The following is a 22,886-nucleotide window of genomic DNA, read 5'->3' as shown; positions in this document are numbered from 1 at the left end:
GTGCTCCCAATTCCGAGGGGATGGGACACACGCCATGCTGAAATCACTGCTCGCATCAACGGCGCTGGTGGTAGCGCTGACCTCGCCTTCCCTCGCGAGGGAGGCCGAGCCGAGTTATGACAGCTACAAATCCTGGTTCGTGGCTTGCGACAACGGTCTCGCCTGCCAAGCCCGTGGCTTCGGCGATGATGGCAGCGCCGAAAGTCCTGACCTCAACGTCGCGCGTGACGCTGGACCGGACGCCAAAGCCATCGTCACGTTAAGCCTCCCCTTCGCAGCCGAACCCAAGGACCTGAAGGTCGATGGCGCGCCTTTGACCCTCGCTGACAATGCCTGGGAGATCCAGCGCGAAGATGGGTTCACGACCCTGTCGCTGACGGGAGACGAAGCGATCGCAACCCTGATTGCCCAGCTTCGCGATGCATCCACGCTGCAGACAAACAATCCGGAAGCATCGGTTCCGCTCGAAGGTTTCGTCGCAGCACTGCTGCGCATGGATGATCGGCAAGGGCGGATCGGGGGTGTGACAGCCTTGATCCGCAAGGGCAAAGCACCCGCGTCCGCCGTGCCGCCTGCTCCCGAGCTTCCCGAAGCTCCGAAATACAAGCCGGGTGCGCCGCTGAAAGCCGGCGAAGACGCTGCCTTGCTGGCCCGCGCCCGCAAGGATCTTGCCGCCGTCTTCACCAGCGAAGACTGCAGCGCAGATATGCCCTCAGACATCGACAGCTCGGAAGCGGTGGCGCTGGATGATACACACGGACTTGCGTTCATCGCCTGCAATATGGGCGCTTACCAGGGATCATCGCTGGTCGCGATCGTGCCCCGCGATGAGGGCAAGCCGGCCGAAATCTTCCGCCCGAGTTTGCCTATCCGCGAAAACGATTTCGACACCGTGGCGCTGACCGAGCCCGGCTTCGATCCCGATACCGGGACTTTGTCGATGAGCGGACGCGGTCGCGGCTTGGGCGATTGCGGCCTGAGCGCGGAATGGGTGTGGGACGGCGCGCAATTCACACTCACCGGTGGCAGCTACCAGATGGCCTGCGGCGGTAGCCAACCAGGCGATTGGCCGACCGTTTATCGCTCGCGATAAGGGCGCCTCAGCTCACGACTTGGTTTGTTTCCAGAACACCCAATGCGCGACCAACAGCGTGACGACTGCAATGCCGAACAGCGCAAGCAGCGAGGTCTGCGTTTCCGCAAGGCCATAGCTTTTCAGGAAAATGCCCTTTGCCATTTCGATGAAATGGGTCAGCGGATTGATCGCGCTGATCCAGCGCAAGACAGTCGGCATGTTTTCGACCGGCGCAAGATAGCCCGACAGAACGACGGACGGCACCATGAAGCAGAACACGCCGAGAAAGGCCTGCTGCTGGCTGTTTGAAATAGCCGACAACAGCAAGCCGACGCCGGAAAGCGCCAGCGCATAAGCGAAGGTCGCCAGCATCAGCAGCCACACGGTGCCGGTGAACGGCACGCCGTAAAGCCACACGGCCGCCAGCGAGATGATGCCGCCTTGTGCCATGGCAACCAGAATGCCCGGTACCGCCTTGCCCAGCATGATGTAAGCCGGCGTCAGCGGCGTCACCAGCAACTGATCGAAGGTCCCCTCCTCCCGTTCGCGCGCCAGCGACAGCGACGTGACCAGAAGACAGCCGACAGTGGCAATGATTGCAACCAGGCTCGGCAGAACAAACCAGCGATAATCGAGATTGGGATTGTAGAGGTTGCGCACGATGAGCTTCGCCGGTGCCACCTGACCCGTCCGCTCTTCGGCAAAGTCGTTGGTTATCTGCTGGATATAGGAATAGGCGATCTGCGCCGAATTAGAGCGCCGTCCGTCGATCACCGCCTGAAGGCTGACCGGTTCGCCGGCAAGCACTTTTCGCGAGAAATCCGGCGGAATGCGGATGGCGAGCAGCGCATCCTGCCGATCAATCACCCTCTCTAGATCCTCTTCGCTGTAGAGCGACAGCACCTCAGTGAAGGCCGACGCCGCCGCCATACGCTGAACCAGTTCCACGGAAGCCGCGCCACTATCCTCGTTGAGGATGGAAAGCGTGGCGTTGCGCAATTCCAGCGTGGTGGCGAAGGGGAAGATTGCAAGCTGCAGCACCAGCGGCGTCAACAGCAGCATGATGTTGCGCCGCGTCGAAAACAGCTGCTGCAGTTCCTTGGCGATCAAAGCGACGATGCGGTTCCACATGGGTTTATCCGTCCAGCCGACGGCGGGTCTTCCATGCGGTCAGACCGAGCCAGAAGATGGCAGATAACAGCAGGAACAAAAGGTTCGGCACCACGATCGACGGAATGTCGCCGGCTTGAAACAGCGTCTGCATGATTTTCACGAAATACCGCGCCGGCACGAACAGCGTCACCGCCTGCACGAAAGCTGGCATGGACGCGATCTCGAAGATCAAACCAGACAAAAGTGCTGCCGGCAGGAACGCTGCGTTCAACGCCCCTTGCGCGGCGTTGAACTGGTTTCGCGTCACCGTCGAAAGCAGCAGCCCGAGCCCCAGTGCACTGCCCAGAAACAGGCTGGTAGACAACAGCAGCATCAGCACAGAGCCGCGAAACGGCACGTTCATGATGAAGATCGCGATCAGCACACAGATCGCCATCGCGATCAGCGCCAGCCCATAATAGGGCAGGCTTTTCGACAGCAGCAATTCGGTGCGGCTGATGGGCGTGGCAAGCAGCGCTTCCATCGTGCCGCGCTCCCACTCGCGAGCCACCACGAGCGAGGTCAGAAGCGCGCCGATGATGGTCATCACGACGGAGATTGAACCGGGGATAAGATAATTGCGGCTGACCGTGGTGGGGTTGAACCAGTAGCGCGGTTCAACCGCGATCGGCTCGTGAAACTCGGCGCCATAGGCATCAGCACGAGCGGCCAACCAGTTGCCGAAAAGGCCCTGCGCGTAGCTGCCCACGAAGTTGGCGGTGTTCGGCTCGGCACCATCGGCGAGAACCTGGATCGCCGCATCTCCGCTGCCTTCCATGACCTTGGCCGTGAAATCCTGCGGAATGACGATGATCCCTCGCACCTTGCCGCGCACAAGGCTGTCTTCCATCTCGTCATAGCTGTTGGCAAAGACCAGATCGATATAAGGCGAACCGGCAGCGGCGGCGGCAAACCGCACCGCTTCCACGCCGTGATCTTCCATCACAACGCCGATGCGCAGACGGTTTGTGTCGAGCGAAATGCCGAAGCCGAAGATGAAAAGCAGCATTACCGGCAAGATCACGGCAATCAGCAAGCTGCTCGGATCGCGCAGGATCTGCCGCGTTTCTTTCACGCACAGCGCACGCAACCGGCGCCAGGAAAAACCGGCAACAGGGGGATGAGCGAGGCTCACGCGGCCTTGTCCTTTTCAGCCACTTCGCGCGCCTGGTCGTCGCGCTGGATCAGCCCGATGAAGGCATCCTCAAAGGTTGGGTCCGGCAGATCTTCGCTGGCAACCGCCTTTTTCAGCTGATCCGGCGGGCCGGCGGCGATCATCCGGCCGCGATAGATCAGGGCGATGCGATCGCAATATTCGGCCTCGTCCATGAAGTGGGTCGTGACCATCACCGTCACACCCTTGTCCACGAGCGCGTTGATGTGCACCCAGAACTCGCGGCGGGTCACCGGATCGACGCCGGATGTGGGCTCGTCCAGAAAGATCAGCGGCGGCTCGTGCATCAGCGCGCAAGCGAGCGACAGGCGCTGCTTGAAGCCGAGCGGCAGTTCCCCGGCATTGGTGCGGCGATAGCGCGTGAGGTCGAAGCTATCCATCATCTGCGCAACCTTGTCGGCTTGCGCCCTCCCCTTCAGCCCATAGATGCCGGAGAAGAAAATGAGGTTTCGCTCAACGCTCAGATTGCCGTAGAGCGAAAACTTTTGGGCCATGTAGCCGAGCTTCTGGCGGGCTTCGCTGGCGCTGCGCTTGAAGTCGATGCCCATCACCTCAGCATCGCCCGATGTCGGCGTCAGAAGCCCGCACATCATGCGGAAGGTCGTGGATTTTCCGGCGCCGTTCGGTCCGAGAAGGCCGAAGATCTCACCCTTTTTGACATCGAAGGTGACGTGATCGGTTGCAGTGAAATCGCCGAAAGTGCGCGTGAGCTCATGCGCCCGGATAACTGCCTGCGGGTCCACGCCGGATGGCAGGTCAACCAACGGCATCGTATCGGCAAGCACGGAATGACCATCCGGCCCACCACCGACGAGGTCAATGAAAGCATCTTCCAGGCGCGGTTCAACCGTGACCACGCGCGCAGTCGGCTCGCCTTCAAGAACCCCAGGATCAGGCTCCGAAAGACCCTCCTTCAGCACCAGCCGAACGCTTTCGCCCTGGATGACGCCATCGACCACGCTGGGACTGCCCAGCGCATGCCGCAGAAAGTGACGGCGGTTGCCGGCGATGTCGCGAACCTGAATGCAGCGCCCCTGCATGCGCTCCTTCTGCTCGCGCGGCGCGCCGGAAAAGATGACCCTGCCTTCGTTCATCAGGCAGAGATCGTCGCAAAGCTCGGCTTCATCGAGATAGGCCGTTGCCCAGACCACAGCCATGCCGCCTTGCGCCAGGCTCTGAACCATGCGCCACAGATCTCGGCGCGAAATAGGATCGACGCCCACGCCCGGCTCATCGAGAAGCAGCAGTTCGGGCGTCCCGATCAGTGTGCAGGCCAGTCCAAGCTTCTGCTTCATGCCGCCCGACAGCTTGCCGGCAAGACGTTTGGTGAAGCGGTGCAGATCGGTGAAATCGAGCAGCCGCTCGAACTGCGCCTTGCGTTCCTCAGCGCCGACCCCGCGCAGATCGGCATAAAGCACGAGGTTCTCCATGACGGTGAGATCCTCGTACAGGCCGAACTTCTGCGGCATGTAGCCGACCCGCAAATGCAGCGCGTCCGCTTGGCGCACGGGATCGAGGCCCACCACCTCGATCTCGCCCTTTGTCGCCTTCAATAAGCCGGCCATCACGCGCATCAGCGTGGTTTTGCCCGCACCGTCTGGCCCGGCAAGACCGGTGATGATGCCCGGCCGCACCGTCAGATCAACATCGGCAAGCGCCTGCTCATCCCGTTTCTGTTCGGGATAGCGATGCGTCAAACCCTTGATGCGAACGGCAGCGGAGGCGTCCATCGCAGCTCAGCGCGCCTCGTCAGCCAGACGCACAGTGACCGGCATGCCCTGCCGTAGCACGTTGTCGGCATCATCCACGGTAATCCGCAAACGATAAACCAGCGCAGTGCGTAGATCCTGCGTTTCCACCTGCTTGGGCGTAAACTCCGCACGCGGCGACACAAAACCGACCGTTCCGGCATACGGATTACCGGGTCGGGCATCGGTGTAGACCAGCACCTTGGTGCCCGCAGCCAGCCGGCCAAGATCCGGCTCCTGGACGTAAGCGCGAATGCGCGTCGGGCGGTCGATCGACAGCGTCACAACGCCGGTCCCAGCCGCAACCATGGCGCCAGGCTCCACCGCGCGCGTCAGAACCGTGCCGCTGCTCGGCGCATGCAAGGTCGCGTCGGCCAACTGGATTTCGGCCGCTTTCTGCTGGGCCGAAGCGGTTTCCACCTGTGCCTGTGCTTGCGCGATCTCTTCTGGACGCGCGCCCTTTTCGGCAGCGAGCAAAGCTTGTTGCGCGGCTTCTTCCTCAGCCTTGGCTTGGTCGAGCGCGGCCCGCGCATTGTCCAGGGCCTGTGGCGGGCTCGTTCTGGAGGTCAGAAGCGCTTGCTGGCGCTCGAAGGTCGTTTGCGCGTTCACCACGGCAGCCCGCGCGCCCTCCGTTTGCGCTTTCAGCCGTGCGATATCCTCAGCGCGACTACCTGCCTGAAGAAGAGCAAGACTGGCTTGCGCCGCAGCCAGCGATCCCTGCGCCTGGTTGAGTACGGCTTGCAGCGGCTCGGGATCAACACGCGCAATGACCGCCCCAGCCTCGACGCGATCGCCTTCATCCACGACCACCTCGGCCACCCGGCCCGGTACGCGGAAGGACAAGGTCACTTCCCGGATGTCGACATTTCCGCTGAGCACAAGCGAAGGATCTTGCACCTGGTGGCTGCGCCAGTAAGTGGCTCCACCGCCGGCCAGAGCGACCAAGACAAGCAGCACGAGCAAGGTTCTTTTGTTCATCGTCAAAAAGCTTCTCGAGATGTCGGCCAACCCTTAGACGCACGAAGACGCTCTCTCAAGGATAGAGCAGGAACAAAGCCCCACCCGGCTAACAGATCAAAGCCCAGACTGCCCTCCCCTACCCGCCTGTCAGTCGTGAAGGCTCATCAAAGATCGCGTTGTTTCCTGTGGAAAGAGCAGTCTTGCGATTCGAGTTTTCTTGTCCTTGCACTCGACATCATGCCTTGTTTGAGGCAGCGCCCAAGAACAAGTCACCTATTCGGTGGTCGGGATCGATCATAGGAAGGCAGGGCGAGGCGCAGCCGCCTCTCTGCTAACGCTTTGCTCTGTCTAGGTTTTTCGCTTGCACCGCTGGTCATAGACCACCCGGCGCATCCCCTCTTAGCGATCCGTTAACCTTAAACCGCTGGACCACCGGCCGGAATCATGCGCTAAGCTTGACGGGAGAAGGGCATTAAAGCGGCCATTGGCCGTCAAAGGGGTACGACAGCGACAATGTCGAAACAGGCAACGATTGCAGCGGCGGAAGATCCCGGCGACAAAATCACGCGTCATGCGCGGATGCTGTCGGGCGAGCTTCAGGCGCGTCGCGAGCAAATGTATCCCCCGAATGCCGAGAAGCAGCTGCGCTACTTCCTGACGAACGAAGTGTCGAAGCTTACCACGATCCCTGAGTCGACGTTGCGCACAATGTCTATCGAAGGCAAGGGCCCGACCCCTGCCCGGCTAGAGAATAACCACCGCGCCTATACGCTCGCCCAGATCAACGAACTGCGTGAGATGTTCGCGGACATGCGTCCGTCCGATCTGCGGCGCTATCTGCCGCGCAGGCAAGAGGGCGAGCACGTCCAGATCTTGGCCATCGCCAACTTCAAGGGCGGCAGCGCGAAGACGACGACGAGTGCGCACCTCGCGCACTACTTGGCACTGCACGGTTACCGCGTGCTGGCGATCGACCTCGATCCGCAGGCCTCGCTTTCCGCCATGTTCGGCGCGCAACCGGAGCTCGATGTCGGCGAGAACGAGACGATCTATGGCGCCCTGCGCTATGACGAAGATCGCCGGCCGATGAAGGAGATCATCCGCAAGACCTATTTCTCCGGCGTCGATCTCATTCCCGGCAATATCGAAGTCATGGAATATGAGCACGAGACGCCGCGGGCCCTGGCCGACCGGCGCACCGGCTCGCAGGAAATCTTCTTCGAGCGTCTGCGCATTGCAATCAGCGAGGTCGAGGATAATTACGACATCATCCTCCTGGACACGCCACCCTCGCTCGGCTTCCTGACCCTTGGCGCGATCTATGCTGCCACCGGCCTGATCATCACGGTTCATCCCGCGATGCTGGATGTCATGTCGATGAGCCAGTTCCTACTCATGATGGGCGACCTGATCGCTGTGATCCGCGATGCCGGTGCCACCATGCAGCAGGACTTCCTGCGTTATCTTATTACACGGCACGACCCGAACGATCAGTCGCAGGTTCATGTCGTGGGCATGCTGCGCAGCCTGTTCGGCGAAGATGTCCTGACACCGACGGCCGTTGAGAGCAGCGCAGTAGAAACCGCAGGCTTGGCCAAGCGCACGCTATACGAGCTGGAGTCCGGCAACATTGGTGCCGGGACCGTTCGGCGGGCCCGCGAATCCATCGATGCCGTAAATGGTCGGATCGTTGATCTCGTTGAACGAAGCTGGAACCGCACATGAGCAAGGCACCCGGCAAGAAGTCCATCCTCGCAAGCTTCGCCGCCTACACGGCGCCCGTCGGCGCGGCTCCTGAAAAGGAGCCGGCAGTACGCGAACCTGCTGCGCCCCTCGCCCGCGTCGGCGCCGGCGTTGTCGGCGCCACCCAACGTTCGATCGCTGAGTTGCGCGCGGAGCGTGATGAACTGAAGGCACTGGTTGAGGCGGGCACAGGACGCGAGCTCGATCCTGCCGTCATCGACTCCTCGCCTTTCCCCGACCGTCTGCCGGATGATGATCAAACATCCTTCGAAGCCTTCAAAGCGTTGATCGCGAGCGAAGGCCAGATCGTTCCGATCTTGGTTCGCCCCAGTCCTGATGTCGCAGACCGCTATCAGGTCATCTATGGCCATCGGCGTCTTCGTGCGGCACGCGAGCTCGGACTGAATGTCAAGGCGACGGTGGCTCAGTTCGATGATCGCGAGTTGGCGATTGCGCAAGGTATCGAGAATGCAGCTCGGCAGGATCTGAGCTGGATCGAAAAGGCACTGTTTGCCGCGCGCATGGATGCGGCCGGGGTCAAGGCGAGGGACATCCGTTCCGCCCTTTCGATCGACGATCCGGAGCTTGCGCGTTACCGCGCAGTGTGCCGCGCCGTGCCCGAAGACATCATTCAGAGCATTGGCCGAGCGCCGAAGGCGGGACGGACCCGCTGGGCTTCCTTCGCTAAAGCTTTTGCCGGCGAGACCGCGCTTGATCGGGTGCGCGAAACCTTGGCAGCTGCCAAGGTTCATGATTCCGATCGTCGGTTCGTCCTCGCTCTGGCTGCTGCGACCGACAAGCCGAAGGCAGAGCCGCATGACGTCGCTTTAAGGAACAGCACAGGCAAGACCCTTGGCCGAGCACAGTTTGCCCGACGCGAGATCAAGCTGACGATCGACGCGAAAGAAGCTGTGGCCTTCTCAGATTTCCTACAGTCCGAGCTTCCGAGCTTGGTGGAGCGCTACTACGCAGAGAAAGAAGCGTGATCGAATACCTTGGCAGCTGCCAAGGTTCTTAGGCGTCGCCGGTCCGCATGATCGGCTTGAGCAGAGAGAAAGGAGAACGAGGCCCGGCAAAAAGAAAAGGCCCCCAAGCGGCGAACCAACCTGAGAGCCTTGTTCTCTTGTAGCAAAGAAACAATAGCCCTCTCCGATTCGGCTGTCAAATCCGAAACCCGCACTTGGCGGCATATTTCGCTTTGCCCAAAGCTTTGTGGCGATGACATGCGAGAGACTATTGTATCGACGCCCTTTGGGCGGCGGCCAATGACGCTTGCCTTGTTGGCGAGACAGGTCGCAAGCAAAGACATCCCGTCGAAAGACATATCCAAGTGGCAGGTATTCCAGCACGTGCGCGAAGCGCGTGAGCGTCTCGGCGCGACCGATCGCGCCCTCGCCATCCTGAACGCGCTGTTGTCGTTCTATCCAGAAGCAACGCTAAGCGCGAAAACCGGCACAATCGTCTGGCCTTCCAACGAGCAGCTTTGTGGGCGGGCCAACGGAATGTCACTTGCAACGCTGCGCCGCCACATCGCCATCCTGCTCGACTGCGGCTTGATCCTTCGCCGCGACAGCCCCAACGGCAAACGCTTCGCCCGCAAAGGCGAGGGTGGCTCTGTTGTGCAGGCCTATGGCTTCGACCTTGCCCCTCTGCTCACCCGCGCTGAAGAGTTCCGCCGCATGGCAGAAGCGATTGTCGCCGAACGTCAGGTACTGAAAGTCCTCCGTGAACGACTGACGATCTGCCGGCGCGACATCGTCAAGCTCCTTGAGAGCGGCCGCGATGCCAACATTCCGCATGATTGGGATGACATGGAAGAGCGGTACCGCGAGATCATTGCCCGCCTACCCCGTAAAACAACTAAGCCAGTCCTCAAGACGATCAACGCAGATCTTGATGCATTGCGCCTCGAAATCACTAATGCGCTGAATTCCTTCATCAATGCCGCTGACTTGAGCCGCAATGAGTCGCGATCTGAGACTCACAAACAAGAGTCAAACCCAGACTCCCAATCTGAATCAAAGATCGATTTTCGGAAGAGGATTGAAGCTTCGCTTGAACCCCGGACCAGCCCTCGCCCCAAGAACCCCAGCAAACCGGTTCTGCCGCTTACCGTCGTTCTAGACGCTTGCTCGAACCTGCGGGGCTTAGCTCAAGGTGGCGAGATCCGGGAGTGGCGTGAATTCTCCGCCGCAATAACCGTGGTCCGATCCATGCTCCAGATCACGCCAACCACCTGGCAGGATGCCTGTGGCAGCCTCGGCGAGCATCAGGCGGCGATCACACTCGGCGCCATCTACCAGCGCTCTGAGCAGATCGGAAATCCCGGCGGATATCTCCGCACGCTGAGCCGCAGGGCTAAGACGGGACATTTCACGCCAGCGCCCATGATCATGGCTTTGCGCAGGAACGGAACCGAGCTGATCGGCACTGCTAGGTCTTCGGATCAACAGGCAATCGAACCGACAGAGCACGTACCGATGATCGAAGATCTTCAGGTCAGCGACCTGCTCCTGCGTAGTCTGGCTCAGTCCCAAACGCTCGGCAGCAAGATGCGCCGCAACCTCATCCGACCATGAACCCAGCAGGAATTAACGTATCCATCCTCCTGCAAGCTTCGCCTGCTAACCACTGGTTAACCATGCTCGTGGCAGCCGCCAGCAACGGAACTGTAGAAAATGACTGACGTAGTAAGTGAGTCCAAGGCGATCCGGCTGAAGGGACGTTCCTTCCTGGCCCTTGTTCTCACGCCTGAGCTGCCCTTCGAAGATTGGCTAGCGCGCCTCGATGATCTCGCCGCTCGTTCGGCTGGATTCTTCCTGCGTCGTCCTATCGTGCTTGATGTTCAGAACCTGGATGTCGATCGGGCGCAGTTGCGGACGATGATCGACCAGCTTACGGCGCGCAACGTTCGCATCATGGGCCTCGAAAATGCCCGCGCGTCGATGCTGGCGCCCGATCTACCGCCTGCCTTGACCGATGGTCGCGCGGCGTCCGACTTCGAGCCACCCGCGCAAAGTGCTTCCGGCGAAACATCTCAGACGAGCCAGCCTCAACCTGCCTATGAACGCGAGCCGTCGCATAACCACTTTGCAACGGCCATGCCGTCGCTTACCGTCACCGAACCAGTACGGTCCGGACAGTCGCTGGTGTTTCCGGACGGCGACGTCACCGTGGTCGGCTCTGTCGCGTCCGGCGCGGAAATCATCGCGGGCGGTTCGATCCATATCTATGGCGCTTTGCGGGGGAGGGCGCTTGCCGGAACGATGGGCAATGCTTCGGCCCGCATTTTTTGCCGCAAACTTGAGGCAGAACTGATTGCCATCGACGGCTTCTACAAGACGGCGGAAGACATGGAGTCGGAACTGCGTGGCCAAGCCGTACAGATTTGGCTCGAAGGCGAGGCAATCGTCGCGGAAACTCTAAGCTGACGCGAAAGCGGGCAAACGAAACACAGGAGACAACGATGGGCAAAGTTATTGTAGTCACATCGGGCAAGGGCGGCGTTGGCAAGACGACGTCGAGCGCCGCACTCGGTGCTGCTTTGGCGCAGAACGGCGACAAGGTCGTGGTCGTGGACTTCGACGTCGGCCTGCGCAATCTCGATCTCGTCATGGGCGCCGAGCGCCGCGTGGTTTACGATCTGGTCAACGTTATCCAGGGCGAAGCCAAGCTTGCTCAGGCGCTGATCCGCGACAAGCGCTTGGAAACGCTTTATCTCCTTCCGGCCTCACAGACCCGCGACAAGGATAATCTGACGCCAGAAGGTGTCGAGAAGGTCATCACCGCTTTGCGCAAAGCCTTTGACTGGGTCATCTGCGACAGCCCGGCCGGTATCGAGCGTGGCGCGACCTTGGCCATGCGCCATGCCGACGTCGCCATCGTCGTGACCAATCCGGAAGTCTCTTCGGTCCGCGATTCTGATCGCATCATCGGTCTGCTCGATTCCAAGACCTTGAAGGCGGAGCAGGGCGAACGGATGGAAAAGCATCTGCTCCTTACTCGGTTCGATCCAGCTCGCGCAGAGCGCGGCGATATGCTGAAGGTCGAGGATGTTCTCGAAATACTGTCGATCCCGCTCCTCGGCATCATTCCTGAAAGTATGGACGTTCTGCGCGCTTCGAACGTCGGCGCTCCGGTCACGCTTGCCGACAACAAGAGCGCGCCGGCCGTCGCCTATTTCGATGCCGCACGCCGGTTGAAGGGCGAGACCATTCCCGTCACCGTGCCTGGCGACAAGCGCGGTTTCTTTGGCAAAATCTTCGGAAGGAAGGCGGCATGAACTTCAAGCGTTTTTTCTCCCGTCCAGCCTCCGCGCCCGCCGCGCGCGAGCGCCTGCAGGTGCTCCTTGCGCATGAGCGTGTCGCGAACGGCGATTCCGATCTTCTGAAAACGCTGCGCGACGAGATCATGGCCGTCATCGCCAAGCACATGCAGGTGGATGGCGATAAGGTCAGCGTGAAGATGGAACGAGGCGCATCGGTTTCGACGCTAGCCGTCGATATTGAAGTGCCGTTCGATGGTGGTAAAAAGGCAGCCTGATCGCTGCCGTCATCACCTGTTTTCGGCTTCATAGTCGAACTGCGTCTATACGACGACGCGATGCGCGGCCTGTCCCCGGATGCCAAGCTCTGCTTTGAAGACGGAGCCGGCGAGCCCCTCGTTTGCCAGCGCTTCGGGAGCAAGATTTTCCCTCGCAGTCGTCATAAACAGCGTCGACAAATCCGCCCCGCCGAAGGCTGGGCAAGAGGTTTGTGACGCCGGCGCGGTCACGACTTCGGTTAGCGTTCCGCCCTGGTCATAGCAGGCAACCCGGCTTGCACCCCATTGCGCCACCCACAAACGCCCTTCGGCATCCACGGCAGCACCGTCCGGATTAAGGTCTTCAGCACGCAGATCCAGGAATACGGACGGCTCGCCCTTCGGCCAACCGTGCTCATCAAGCACCTGCTTCCACACGAACTGCTCACGTGTATCGGCGAAAAACGCGTAGCTTCCATCAGGCGCGAAGGAAATCGCGTTCGTAATGGTTACATCAGGCACGAGCCGCCTAAGTTGGCCGCGATAGTAGCGATAGATCGACCCGCGTTTGTGCTGGCCTTTGCGGCCCATCGTGCCGATCCAAAAGCCGCCCCACGGATCAGTGCCGCCATCGTTTGATCGGTTGTCGGGCTGATCGTTCTCCAGCTCAACGATTGGCTCATAGTGCCCGCTCACGAGATCGAAGCGGAGCAAGGCGTCGGCCGCCGCGACCAACAGCGTGTCGCGATCGATCCATCCGGCCGCCGAGACTGTGCGATCGAACTGCCATTCAAGCGGTTCGTCACCGTCGCGCGAAAGCAGCTTGTGGTTCAGAATGTCGAACCAAAACAGCTGCTTACGCTCAGGGTGCCAGAGCGGCCCTTCACCAAGCAGGCAAGCGCGATCGTCGTAAAGCTCCGCCTGAATCATGCTTACTTCCCGGCCATCCACGCGGCGACACTGCGTTTTGCCTCTTCGCCGACGCGGTCAGCTGACCAATCCGGCTTGAACAGCGACGATCCCAAGCCGAAACCGTTTGCACCGGCCGCGCGCCACACCGCGAAATCATCCGGTCCGACGCCACCGACGGGATAGATCTGTGTCTCGAAAGGAAGCACAGCGCGCAAAGCCTTGAGTGCTTCTGGACCCATGAGGCTCGCAGGGAAGATTTTCAGGGCATCTGCACCGGCAGCCAGCGCCGCGAAACATTCGGTTGCCGTGAAAACGCCGGGATAAGAGCCCAAGCCGCGTTGCTTGCTGTAGCGGATGACATCCGGGTTGCAGTTGGGCGAAACGATGAAAGTCGCGCCGGCTTGGCGAACCGCATCGACCTCGTCAGTCGTCAAAACCGTGCCGGCGCCGATCTCAGCCACATCCCCGTAGGCGCGGCTCATGGCCGTGATGCTCGCCAAAACATCCGGCGAGTTCAACGGCACTTCGATGCGCGTAATACCAGCGTCGATCAAGGCGTGGCCTACGGCCTCGGCATTATCAGGCGTGAGCCCACGCAAAATCGCGATCAAGGGCAGGGTCATCGTGCCTCCAGCAGTCGGTTTCGGGACGCAACCAGGCCCGCGAGCGTACAAGTCTGCGCATCGACAATGCGGGCCGTGCCTCCGAGCGCCTGTAAACCGCGCGAATAGCGGTCGGCAAGCTGGTCAGCACCGATCAGAACGACTTCGCCGCCAGACCATCCCTGTTGCATGGCAACCAGCTCGGTGCCGATCAGCAGGCCAGATAGCCGGGAGCGTGCATCCAGATTGTTTGGGCCGCCGACAAGACCGGCGGCGCGGATGCCGAACAGCAGGGAGGACAGATCCGCAGGACGTTCGGCCACGACGCGCACGGCATCATCGAACACCGCGTCATGAAGCTTGTCACTCCCGGCCATCGAATGCCGCAGTACTGACTGCTTCGCCAACAGCGCAAACAGCTCGCCGGTCATGAAGGTACGAAAGCTGACGACGCGGCCGGCTTCGATCCGGGCCCATTTGGAATGCGTTCCCGGCAGACAAGCCACGCCGGTGAAATCAGGCTCCTGAGCAAGCAGGCCGGCGATCTGCGTTTCCTCGCCGCGCATAACATCGGCGGGTTCAGTCTGGCTCAGCCCGTGAATGATGCTGACGCTTATACGCGAGTCCGATGTCGCGACCTGCTGCATGGCCGAAGCCACGATCGGCTCAGTCGGCACCGAGACATACGGCACCTCCTGCCAGCCTTGCCGCGCGCCAACCATGCCGCAGGCGACGACCTCGATCGTGCGATCGGCGGACAGCCATGGCTCGATAGCCGCAAGCAGGGCAGGCTCGAACTGATGCCGCTCAAGCCCGCCCATTCCGGTCGGCGCGGTGACCGTTGCCACCGCGCGATCATCCACCATGCCCCAAGCGCGCAGATTGCTCGTACCCCAATCGACGGCGATCCAGTCAATGCGCTCCGCATTGCTCGGGGACATCGGCATCATGCCAGATCTTGCGGCAGAAGGTCGGCCGGCAGGTTCTGGTAGGCGACCGGGCGTAGGAAGCGCCGGATCGCCAGTGTGCCGACCGATGTCGTCGAAACATTGGTGCTGGCAGGGTAGGGGCCGCCATGCATCATCGCATCCGCCACTTCCACGCCGGTGGGATATCCGTTTGCGAGGATGCGGCCGGACTTGCGCTCCAGCACCGGCACGAGCTGCTTTGCGAGATCGGTGTCGCCGCTATCGAGTTGAAGCGTTGTCGTGAGCTGGCCGCGCAGGCCGTGTGCGATTGCCAGCATCTGCTCGGGACCGGCCGCGCGCACCATGATGCCGAGCGGGCCAAAGACTTCCTCGCCGAGTTCGGGATTGTCGAGGAACGTGTCGCCATCCGTCACGAAAAGGGCAGGGGCGGCTTCGCGGCCATTGCCGTCGGCGGCATGGGCCTGGCGCACGGCATTGCTGCCGGCAATCCGCGCCGAACCCCGGCGGAACGCGTCGGCGATACCCTTGGACAGCATCGGCTGCGCCTGGACGGCGCCGAGTGCCTCGGCAGCGTGTCTCTCGAACCCTTCGGCAATCGCATCCGGCACGACGATGATGCCGGGATTGGTGCAGAACTGGCCGACGCCCATGGTCAGCGACGCGGCCCAGTCCCGCGCGATCGTTTCGCCGCGAGCCTTTGCCGCTTCCGGCAACACGAATACCGGATTGACCGAGCCAAGCTCGCCGAAGAACGGGATCGGCTCTTCGCGGCTGTTGGCAATGTCGAACAAGGCACGCCCGCCGCCCAGCGAGCCGGTAAAGCCGATGGCCTTGATCAGCGGATGGCGCACCAGCGCTTCGCCGGCCTCGTTGGTGTTGGATTGCACGAGGGAAAAGGTGCCGGGATGCTGGCCGGTCTTCTCGATCGCCTCGAGAATGGCTTCGGCAACGATCTCCGCCGTCCCGGGATGGCCGGGATGCCCCTTCACCACAACCGGGCAGCCTGCCGCGAGCGCGGATGCCGTATCGCCGCCGGCTGTCGAGAAGGCGAGGGGGAAGTTCGAGGCGCCGAACACGCCGACCGGGCCGATCGGCCGCTGCACCAGCTTGATCTCGGGACGCGGCGCCGGCTTGCGGTCGGGCATTGCCAGATCGTGCCGCTTGTCGAGATAAGCGCCGTCCCGGATATGGCTGGCGAACAGACGCAACTGGCCGGTCGTACGCCCGCGCTCGCCTTCCAAACGCCCGGCGGGCAGGCCGCTTTCGCGCGTGCCGATGGCGGTGATGGCAGCGCCGCGAGCTTCGATCGCATCGGCAATCGCGTCGAGGAACGCAGCGCGGTTTTCCCGGCTTGACGAACCGAACACCCAGAACGCGTCTTCTGCGGCCTTGGCGGCGCGGTCGATATCGGCCGCTGTCCCCAGCGCGAAAGTCTGCGGCTCGCCGCTAACCGGATCGGACTGGAAGCTCTGCGATCCTTCCACCCATTCGCCGGCAATCAGATGGCGGCCGCGCGGCTTGAAGTTGTCAGACATGGTTGGGTCCTTATCCTGCGTCGATTGCGTGTTTGTTCCGAATTACATGTCGAAGGCGTCAACCGCAATGCGGCGACCCAACATGAATGCATCGGCAACATGCACAAGCGGGGCAAGGTCTACGTCGATCGCGCGCTCTGCAACCACGGTGGCAAAGCGTGCATAGATGCCGTCATACTCGCTGTCGGCTTCTTGTATGACAACCTTCTGGTCGACCGTCATCTCGGCACCGCCGGAAGACAGCTTCAGCGTCCCGTCGTTTGTCAGGACGTCGATGTCCCAAGTCTGCGGTCCGGTCTGGCGCCAGTCGAAGTCTGCGGACACCGTCTCGCCGCTCGCCCCCGCAAACTGCAGCTGCGCCCCAATCGGCGCGTCGCGTCCTTCCGGAAACTCCAGTTCGGCGGATGTCACGCGAACCGGCTGCGGCAGAATTTCGGTTAGGATCGACAGCGCATTGATGCCGGGATCGAACACGCCCAGTCCGCCCGGCTGCCAAATCCATTCCTGGCCGGGATGCCAGCGCCGCACATCTTCCTTCCAGGTGATGCGGGCGGATTCTACCTTTCGCTCCGCCAACCAGGCCTTGGCCGAAGGCACGGCAGCGGCATAACGTGAATGCCAGGTGGCAAACAGCGCAACGCCCTTGTCACGCGCAGCCTCTACCAGCGCCTGAACTTCGGCGATCGTGGCACCAGGCGGCTTTTCCAGCAGGACATGACGGCCGGCCTTGATCGCCGTCCAAGCCGCATCGAAGCGGTTCTGCGGCGGCATGCACAGAGCGACAGCCGGAATATCAGGCCGCTGCTCGAGCAATTCCTCGATCGTCGCAAAGTTCTCGACGCCGTCGACCTCAGAATGCCGGCTGACCGTCGCAGCCAGTCGAAACGCGTCGTTTTTGGTGATCGACGGGATATGCTGATCCCGCGCGATCTTGCCGACGCCGACGATAGCAATATCAGTGGCTGTCACGACCGACCGCCTTTCCACGATTGCCCCGCAGGAAGTCGAGATCGGCGCCAGTATCCGCACCCTGCACATGCTGCTGATGCAGCCAGGCATAGCCGGAGTCATACTGCTCATGCTTGGGCTGCCAAGCAGCGAGACGGCGCGTCAGCTCCTCATCGGAAATGTCGAGATGCAGCCGGCGGTTCGGTACGTCGAGCTCGATGAAATCGCCGGTTTGCACCACCGCCAGAGGGCCGCCGGCAGCGGCTTCCGGGGAGGTGTGGAGCACGACGGTGCCATAGGCGGTGCCAGACATGCGCGCATCGGAAATGCGCACCATGTCGGTGATGCCCTTGCGAAGCACCTTGGGCGGCAGGCCCATATTACCGACCTCGGCCATGCCCGGATAACCCTTCGGCCCGCAGTTCTTCATCACCATGACGCAGGTCTCGTCGATGTCGAGCGCCTCGTCGTTGATCTTCGCCTTGTAGTCGTCGATGTCCTCGAACACCACGGCGCGGCCGCGATGCGTCAGCAGATGCGCCGAGGACGCGGACGGCTTCAGCACGGCACCCTTGGGCGCTAGATTGCCCTTGAGCACCACGATTCCGCCGGACTGCGTCAGCGCCTTTTCGGCCGGACGAATGACGTCCTCGTCGTGGTTGGTGACGTCCTTGACTTGCTCCCACATCGTTTCGCCCGAAACGGTGAGGGCGTCCTTGTGCAGCAGACCGGCTTCGCCCAGGCGCTTGATGACAACGGGCAGACCGCCGGCATAGAAGAACTCTTCCATCAGATATTTGCCGGATGGCATCAGGTTGACGATGGTCGGCACGTCGCGCCCGCAACGGTCCCAATCCTCTAGCGTCAGGTCGATGCCGACGCGGCCGGCAATTGCCAGAAGGTGGATCACCGCATTGGTCGAGCCGCCGATCGCCGCATTGGTGCGGATGGCGTTCTCGAAGGCTTCCTTCGTCAACACGTCGGACGGCTTCAGGTCGTCCTTGACCATATCCACGATGCGCCGACCGGACATCTGCGCCATTACGCGGCGGCGGCTGTCGACGGCGGGGATCGCGGCATTGCCGGACAGAGCCATGCCCAAAGCTTCTGCCATCGATGCCATCGTCGAGGCCGTTCCCATCGTGTTGCAGGAGCCGGCCGAGCGCGACATGGAGGCTTCGGCTTCGGAAAACTCCTCGGCCGTCATCTCGCCAGCCTTCACGGCTTCGGAGAAACGCCACAGATGCGTGCCCGAACCGACACGCTCGCCCTTGTAATAACCGTTCAGCATCGGCCCGCCGGTCACCACGATCGACGGCATGTCGGTGGAAGCGGCAGCCATCAGCAGGCTTGGCGTGGTTTTGTCGCAGCCAACCAGCAGGACGCAGCCATCCATCGGCTGGCCGCGGATCTGTTCTTCCACCGACATCGCCGCGAGATTGCGGAACATCATGGCCGTCGGGCGGAACCCGGATTCACTGGCCGAAAAGGCCGGAACTTCTACCGGAAAGCCGCCGGCTTCATACACGCCGCGTTTCACGGATTCCGCGAGCACGTTCAAATGCGCGTTGCACGGAGTCAGCTCGGACCATGTGTTCATGATGCCGATCACCGGACGGCCATCGAACAGGTCGTGCGGGAAGCCCTGGTTCTTCATCCAGCCGCGATGATAGATCTGGTCGCGGCCCGTCCCGCCAAACCACTCCTGCGAGCGGAGTTTACGCGGCCATGTGGCCTTGGTGAACGCCATGGAAGACGCTCCTTTCCCTGCAATCAAAGAGTTTGAACGGCAACGCGCGAAGCGGCCGGCGTGAAGCCGTCGATCGCAAGACCGTTGCGCAAAGGCAGGCCGAACTCGGCCGCCTCGATCTCGAACTGGTCGCCCGGTGCCGTGCGGATGCCGTCGGCAAAAGACAGCGTCGCGGTGCCGAACATATGCACATGCACGTCGCCCGGCTGGCGGAACACGCGATATTTGAAGTGGTGATGTTCCAGATTGGCGATGGAATGCGACATGTTCGCTTCGCCCGAAAGGAACGGCTTTTCGAAGATCACCTCGCCACCGCGACGGATGCGCGAGACACCGCGCACATCTTCCGGCAGGGCGCCAATGCGGATTTCCGGGCCGAACGAGGCCGGACGCAGCTTGGAATGGGCGAGGTAAAGATAGTTCACCCGCTCCATGACGTGGTCGGAAAACTCGTTCGACAAAGCGAAGCCCAGCCGGAACGGCGTACCGTCATCGCCGATCACATAGATGCCCGCCAGCTCCGGCTCTTCGCCGGCATCATCCGCGAAAGCGGGGGAGGGGAGGTCGGCACCCGGTGCAACGAGGCTGGCGCCATTGCCCTTGTAGAACCATTCCGGCTGAACGCCGACACCCTCACCGGCAGGTTTGCCGTTCTCCAGCCCCATGCGGAACATCTTCATGGAGTCTGTTAGCACCTCTTCCGCGCCCGATACTTTCGCATGCATGGCATTGCGGGTGGAAGCGGAGCCGAGATGCGTCAGGCCGGTGCCGGTGAGATGAAGATGCGCGGGATCGGGATGATGGATCGGCGACAGGAGCCGATTTTCTTCATAGGCCTGTTCAAGGTCGACCGCACCGCCAAAGCCGAGGCTGCCGATATGGGCGGCCAGGCTCTTGCCGTTGCGGGCACAATCCAGGGCCAGAGCATAAACACTCTGCGCGCCCCGGACTTCATAGGCTTCCTTGCCTTCACGCGCGACCACGGCGAGCGCGCCATCCGGCTTCTTGATCTGCGACAGCAGCATCGGTGCGCTCCTCAGGCCTTGTTGCGGTTGTAAACGTCGAAGGAAACAGCAGCGAGTAGCACGAGACCCTTCACCAGCTGCTGGTAGTCGATGCTGAGCTGCATGGCGCTCTGCATGCCCATGTTCAGCGCGCCCATGATGAAGGCGCCGATCACCGCGCCCGTCACCTTTCCGACGCCGCCATAAGCCGATGCGCCGCCGATGAAGCAGGCTGCGATCACGTCGAGCTCGAGGCCCGTGCCGTTCTTGGCGGTGGCGCTGCCGACGCGGGCAAAGAACACCAGACCGGCGATAGCGGCCAGAACGCCCATATTGACGAAGGCCAGGAACACGATGCGCTCGGTCTTCACACCCGAAAGCTTCGCAGCCTTCTCGTTGCCGCCAACGGCATAAACGCGACGGCCGACGGTCGTGCGGCTGGTCACGAAGGCATAGATCGCGATCAACAGCGCCATCAAGATCAGGACGTTGGGCAGGCCGCGATTGGTGGACAGCAGATAGCCCATGTAAAGGATCGCAGCGGCCACAATGGCGACGCGGCCGAAGAAGAAGGATTGCGGCTCGTGCGCCGTACCGAGCGCATTCTGGCGCGAGCGCTTGCGGAAGGCGAAAAGGAGGAAGCCGACGGTCAGCACGACCGCGATGATCATCGTCGTGGAATTGGCAAGGCCGAGAACCGGTGCGAGATCGGGGATCGTGCCGGTGGAAAGAGCGCGCAAGGAGGGCGGGATCGGCGAGATCGAGGATGACGAACCGAGCGTCATGAAGGTCAAGCCGCGAAACACCAGCATGCCCGCCAGCGTCACGATAAAGGACGGGATGCGCAGATAAGCGACGAAGTAGCCTTGCGTGGCCCCGATCGCGGCACCGACGCACAAGCAGACCAGCACAGCGAATGCCACCGGCAGATCGTAAAGCACCATCAACACGGCGCCCACCGCGCCGATGAAGCCCACCACCGAGCCGACCGACAGGTCGATATGGCCGGTGATGATGATCATCAGCATGCCGATGGCCATGATGATCACGTAGCTGTTCTGCAGGAACAGGTTGGTCAGGTTCGAAGCCGACACGAAGGTCGGTCGGCCGGTCACGGCCGAATAAACGGCAAAGAACAGGATGATCGCCACCAGCGCGACGAGCATGCCGTATTCGCGCAAATGGTCCTTGAAGTAGTCGAGGCTCCTCGTCTCCGTTGCTTTCACAACAGGCGCGTCCATTGTATTCGTGCTCATGCGGCGCTCCTTCCTGCGGTGCGGATGATGGCGCGCATGATGCTTTCCTGCGTCGCTTCTCCCCGCGCCATTTCGGCCACGAAGCGGCCTTCGTTCATGACGTAGATGCGGTCGCACATCCCCAGCAATTCCGGCATTTCCGACGAGATCATCAGGATGCCTTTGCCCTCGGATGCGAGCCGCTCGATGATGGAATAGATCTCGAACTTGGCGCCGACATCGATGCCGCGCGTCGGCTCATCGAGGATCAGCAGTTCGGGATCCGAGAACAGCCATTTCGACAGCACAACCTTCTGCTGGTTTCCGCCGGACAGGTTCAGCGTCTTATGGAAGATGTCCGACGAGCGGATGCGCAGATTGTTGCGATAATCTTCGGCAACCGAGCGTTCGCGCTCGGCGTCGATCACGCCGCTCTTGGCGATTTCCGGCAGGTTGGCGAGTGATACGTTCTGGCGGATATCGTCTTCGAGCAGCAGGCCATATTGCTTGCGGTCCTCGGTGACGTAAGCCAGCCCCGTATCAATCGCCTTGGTGATCGTTGAGACATCCACCGGCTTGCCGTGCATGAAGGCCTTGCCCGAAACGTTGCGCCCGTAGGAGCGGCCGAAGATGCTCATCGCAAGCTCGGTACGGCCGGCGCCCATCAGGCCGGCAATGCCGACGATCTCGCCTTTGCGCACGTTGAAGGACACGTCCTTTACGATGTGGCGCTGGGTATTCAGGTGGTGATAGGCATTCCAGCCTTTCACCTCGAACAGCACCTCGCCAATATTGGGCTGGCGCGGCGGATAACGGTCGTCCAGCTGACGGCCGACCATGTCGCGGATGATGCGGTCTTCGCTGACGCCGTTCTTGGCATCGAGCGTGGACACGGTGGAACCGTCGCGCAGCACGGTGATGGAATCGGCCACGCGCGAAATCTCGTTCAGCTTGTGGCTGATCATGATCGAGGTCATGCCCTCGGCCTTGAACGCAAGCAGAAGATCGAGCAGCGCCTGGCTGTCGCGCTCGTTCAGGCTGGCGGTCGGCTCGTCCAGGATCAGCAAACGGACCTTCTTCGACAGCGCCTTGGCGATTTCCACCAGCTGCTGTTTGCCGACGCCCATATCCTTGATGAGCGTGGTCGGCGGTTCGGACAGGCCGACTTGGGCGAGAAGCTTTTCCGATCGGCGGAAGGCTTCCGGCCAATCGATCACGCCGAAGCGCGAAATCTCGTTGCCGAGGAAGATGTTCTCGGCGATCGACAGGAGCGGCACCAAAGCCAGCTCCTGATGGATAATGATGATGCCGGCATGTTCGCTGTCGCGGATGCCGCGAAAGGCCTGAACCTTTCCATCGTAAACGATGTCGCCCTCATAGGAACCGTGCGGATAAACGCCCGACAGGACCTTCATCAGCGTCGACTTGCCGGCGCCGTTTTCACCGCAGATGGCGTGGATTTCGCCCTGTTGAACCGTGAGGTTGACGTTGTCCAGGGCGCGAACGCCGGGAAACGTCTTGGTGATGCCGCGCATCTCGAGGATCGGTGCCAAAGCGCGCTCCCGCAGGCGTGAGGGATCGTGGACGGCCTTGAGCGG

20 protein-coding genes are annotated in these 22,886 nt (G+C 61.6%); 7 read left to right on the top strand and 13 right to left on the bottom strand.

Translation table 11 applies throughout. From position 1 onward, the window contains the following. The first annotated feature begins 34 nt into the window (after window positions 1-34). The gene (locus IE166_RS18800; protein WP_189507003.1) at window positions 35-1,093 is read left to right on the top strand and encodes a DUF1176 domain-containing protein; all 1,059 of its coding nucleotides are present in this window, start codon (window positions 35-37) and stop codon (window positions 1,091-1,093) included. 12 nt (window positions 1,094-1,105) lie between these two features. Here IE166_RS18800 and IE166_RS18795 read toward each other — a convergent pair whose 3' ends face one another. Genes IE166_RS18795 through hlyD form a run of 4 tightly spaced genes read right to left on the bottom strand, consistent with a single transcriptional unit; the run spans window position 1,106 to window position 6,127 of the window. Next, window positions 1,106-2,206 carry an ABC transporter permease gene (locus tag IE166_RS18795; protein ID WP_189507001.1) on the bottom strand — a complete coding sequence of 367 codons (1,101 nt, stop codon included), beginning with the start codon at window positions 2,204-2,206 and terminating at the stop codon, window positions 1,106-1,108. A gap of 4 nt (window positions 2,207-2,210) precedes the next feature. Next, window positions 2,211-3,362, bottom strand: a complete 1,152-nt coding sequence (locus IE166_RS18790; protein WP_189506999.1) for an ABC transporter permease — start codon at window positions 3,360-3,362, stop codon at window positions 2,211-2,213. Further along, a complete protein-coding gene (locus IE166_RS18785; RefSeq protein ID WP_189506997.1) occupies window positions 3,359-5,131 on the bottom strand; it encodes an ATP-binding cassette domain-containing protein in 1,773 nt (590 codons plus the stop codon). Before IE166_RS18785 ends, IE166_RS18790 begins: the two co-directional genes overlap by 4 nt. 6 nt (window positions 5,132-5,137) lie before the next feature. Further along, the gene (gene hlyD, locus IE166_RS18780; protein WP_189506995.1) at window positions 5,138-6,127 is read right to left on the bottom strand and encodes a secretion protein HlyD; all 990 of its coding nucleotides are present in this window, start codon (window positions 6,125-6,127) and stop codon (window positions 5,138-5,140) included. Between the two features lie 495 nt (window positions 6,128-6,622). On the opposite strand from hlyD, the gene repA reads away from it, so the two are divergent. The 6 genes from repA (at window position 6,623) to minE (ending at window position 12,394) form a co-directional block, all read left to right on the top strand. Then, a complete protein-coding gene (gene repA, locus IE166_RS18775; RefSeq protein WP_189506993.1) occupies window positions 6,623-7,834 on the top strand; it encodes a plasmid partitioning protein RepA in 1,212 nt (403 codons plus the stop codon). Then, complete coding sequence (gene repB, locus IE166_RS18770) at window positions 7,831-8,838, top strand: plasmid partitioning protein RepB (RefSeq protein WP_189506991.1); 1,008 nt, start codon at window positions 7,831-7,833, stop codon at window positions 8,836-8,838. Before repA ends, repB begins: the two co-directional genes overlap by 4 nt. Window positions 8,839-9,075: 237 nt before the next feature. Further along, window positions 9,076-10,431, top strand: coding sequence for a plasmid replication protein RepC (gene repC, locus IE166_RS18765; protein ID WP_189506989.1), 1,356 nt, complete (start codon window positions 9,076-9,078; stop codon window positions 10,429-10,431). A gap of 99 nt (window positions 10,432-10,530) precedes the next feature. Then, the gene (minC, locus tag IE166_RS18760; protein ID WP_189506987.1) at window positions 10,531-11,283 is read left to right on the top strand and encodes a septum site-determining protein MinC; all 753 of its coding nucleotides are present in this window, start codon (window positions 10,531-10,533) and stop codon (window positions 11,281-11,283) included. 35 nt (window positions 11,284-11,318) lie between these two features. Further along, on the top strand, window positions 11,319-12,134 hold the full coding sequence (gene minD / locus IE166_RS18755) for a septum site-determining protein MinD (protein WP_189506985.1): 816 nt from the start codon (window positions 11,319-11,321) through the stop codon (window positions 12,132-12,134). After that, window positions 12,131-12,394, top strand: coding sequence for a cell division topological specificity factor MinE (gene minE / locus IE166_RS18750; RefSeq protein ID WP_189506983.1), 264 nt, complete (start codon window positions 12,131-12,133; stop codon window positions 12,392-12,394). Before minD ends, minE begins: the two co-directional genes overlap by 4 nt. Before the next feature lie 45 nt (window positions 12,395-12,439). Here minE and IE166_RS18745 read toward each other — a convergent pair whose 3' ends face one another. Genes IE166_RS18745 through mmsA form a run of 9 tightly spaced genes read right to left on the bottom strand, consistent with a single transcriptional unit; the run spans window position 12,440 to window position 22,823 of the window. Further along, on the bottom strand, window positions 12,440-13,303 hold the full coding sequence (locus tag IE166_RS18745; RefSeq protein WP_189506981.1) for an SMP-30/gluconolactonase/LRE family protein: 864 nt from the start codon (window positions 13,301-13,303) through the stop codon (window positions 12,440-12,442). Window positions 13,304-13,305: 2 nt separating this feature from the next. Beyond that, window positions 13,306-13,908 (bottom strand): 2-dehydro-3-deoxy-6-phosphogalactonate aldolase, encoded by a 603-nt coding sequence (locus tag IE166_RS18740; RefSeq protein ID WP_189506979.1) that lies wholly within the window; start codon window positions 13,906-13,908, stop codon window positions 13,306-13,308. Next, window positions 13,905-14,837, bottom strand: coding sequence for a 2-dehydro-3-deoxygalactonokinase (locus tag IE166_RS18735; protein WP_244641589.1), 933 nt, complete (start codon window positions 14,835-14,837; stop codon window positions 13,905-13,907). The genes IE166_RS18740 and IE166_RS18735 overlap by 4 nt, the downstream gene beginning before the upstream one ends. Continuing rightward, complete coding sequence (locus IE166_RS18730; protein WP_189506977.1) at window positions 14,834-16,351, bottom strand: aldehyde dehydrogenase (NADP(+)); 1,518 nt, start codon at window positions 16,349-16,351, stop codon at window positions 14,834-14,836. The genes IE166_RS18735 and IE166_RS18730 overlap by 4 nt, the downstream gene beginning before the upstream one ends. Window positions 16,352-16,393: 42 nt before the next feature. After that, window positions 16,394-17,320 (bottom strand): Gfo/Idh/MocA family protein, encoded by a 927-nt coding sequence (locus tag IE166_RS18725; RefSeq protein ID WP_189506975.1) that lies wholly within the window; start codon window positions 17,318-17,320, stop codon window positions 16,394-16,396. Continuing rightward, on the bottom strand, window positions 17,307-19,049 hold the full coding sequence (gene araD, locus IE166_RS18720; protein ID WP_189506973.1) for an L-arabinonate dehydratase: 1,743 nt from the start codon (window positions 19,047-19,049) through the stop codon (window positions 17,307-17,309). The genes IE166_RS18725 and araD overlap by 14 nt, the downstream gene beginning before the upstream one ends. A gap of 23 nt (window positions 19,050-19,072) precedes the next feature. Beyond that, a complete protein-coding gene (gene araD1, locus IE166_RS18715; RefSeq protein ID WP_189506971.1) occupies window positions 19,073-20,074 on the bottom strand; it encodes an AraD1 family protein in 1,002 nt (333 codons plus the stop codon). Window positions 20,075-20,085: 11 nt separating this feature from the next. Next, window positions 20,086-21,309 carry a multiple monosaccharide ABC transporter permease gene (gene mmsB, locus IE166_RS18710; protein ID WP_385965343.1) on the bottom strand — a complete coding sequence of 408 codons (1,224 nt, stop codon included), beginning with the start codon at window positions 21,307-21,309 and terminating at the stop codon, window positions 20,086-20,088. Next, complete coding sequence (mmsA, locus tag IE166_RS18705; protein WP_189507232.1) at window positions 21,306-22,823, bottom strand: multiple monosaccharide ABC transporter ATP-binding protein; 1,518 nt, start codon at window positions 22,821-22,823, stop codon at window positions 21,306-21,308. Before mmsA ends, mmsB begins: the two co-directional genes overlap by 4 nt. Between the last annotated feature and the right edge of the window lie 63 nt (window positions 22,824-22,886).

The organism is Tianweitania populi (assembly GCF_014652875.1).
GTDB classification, from domain to species: domain Bacteria; phylum Pseudomonadota; class Alphaproteobacteria; order Rhizobiales; family Rhizobiaceae; genus Tianweitania; species Tianweitania populi.
The sequence above is the reverse complement of the archived record's forward strand: the minus strand, read 5'-3'. Positions and strand labels throughout refer to the sequence as shown.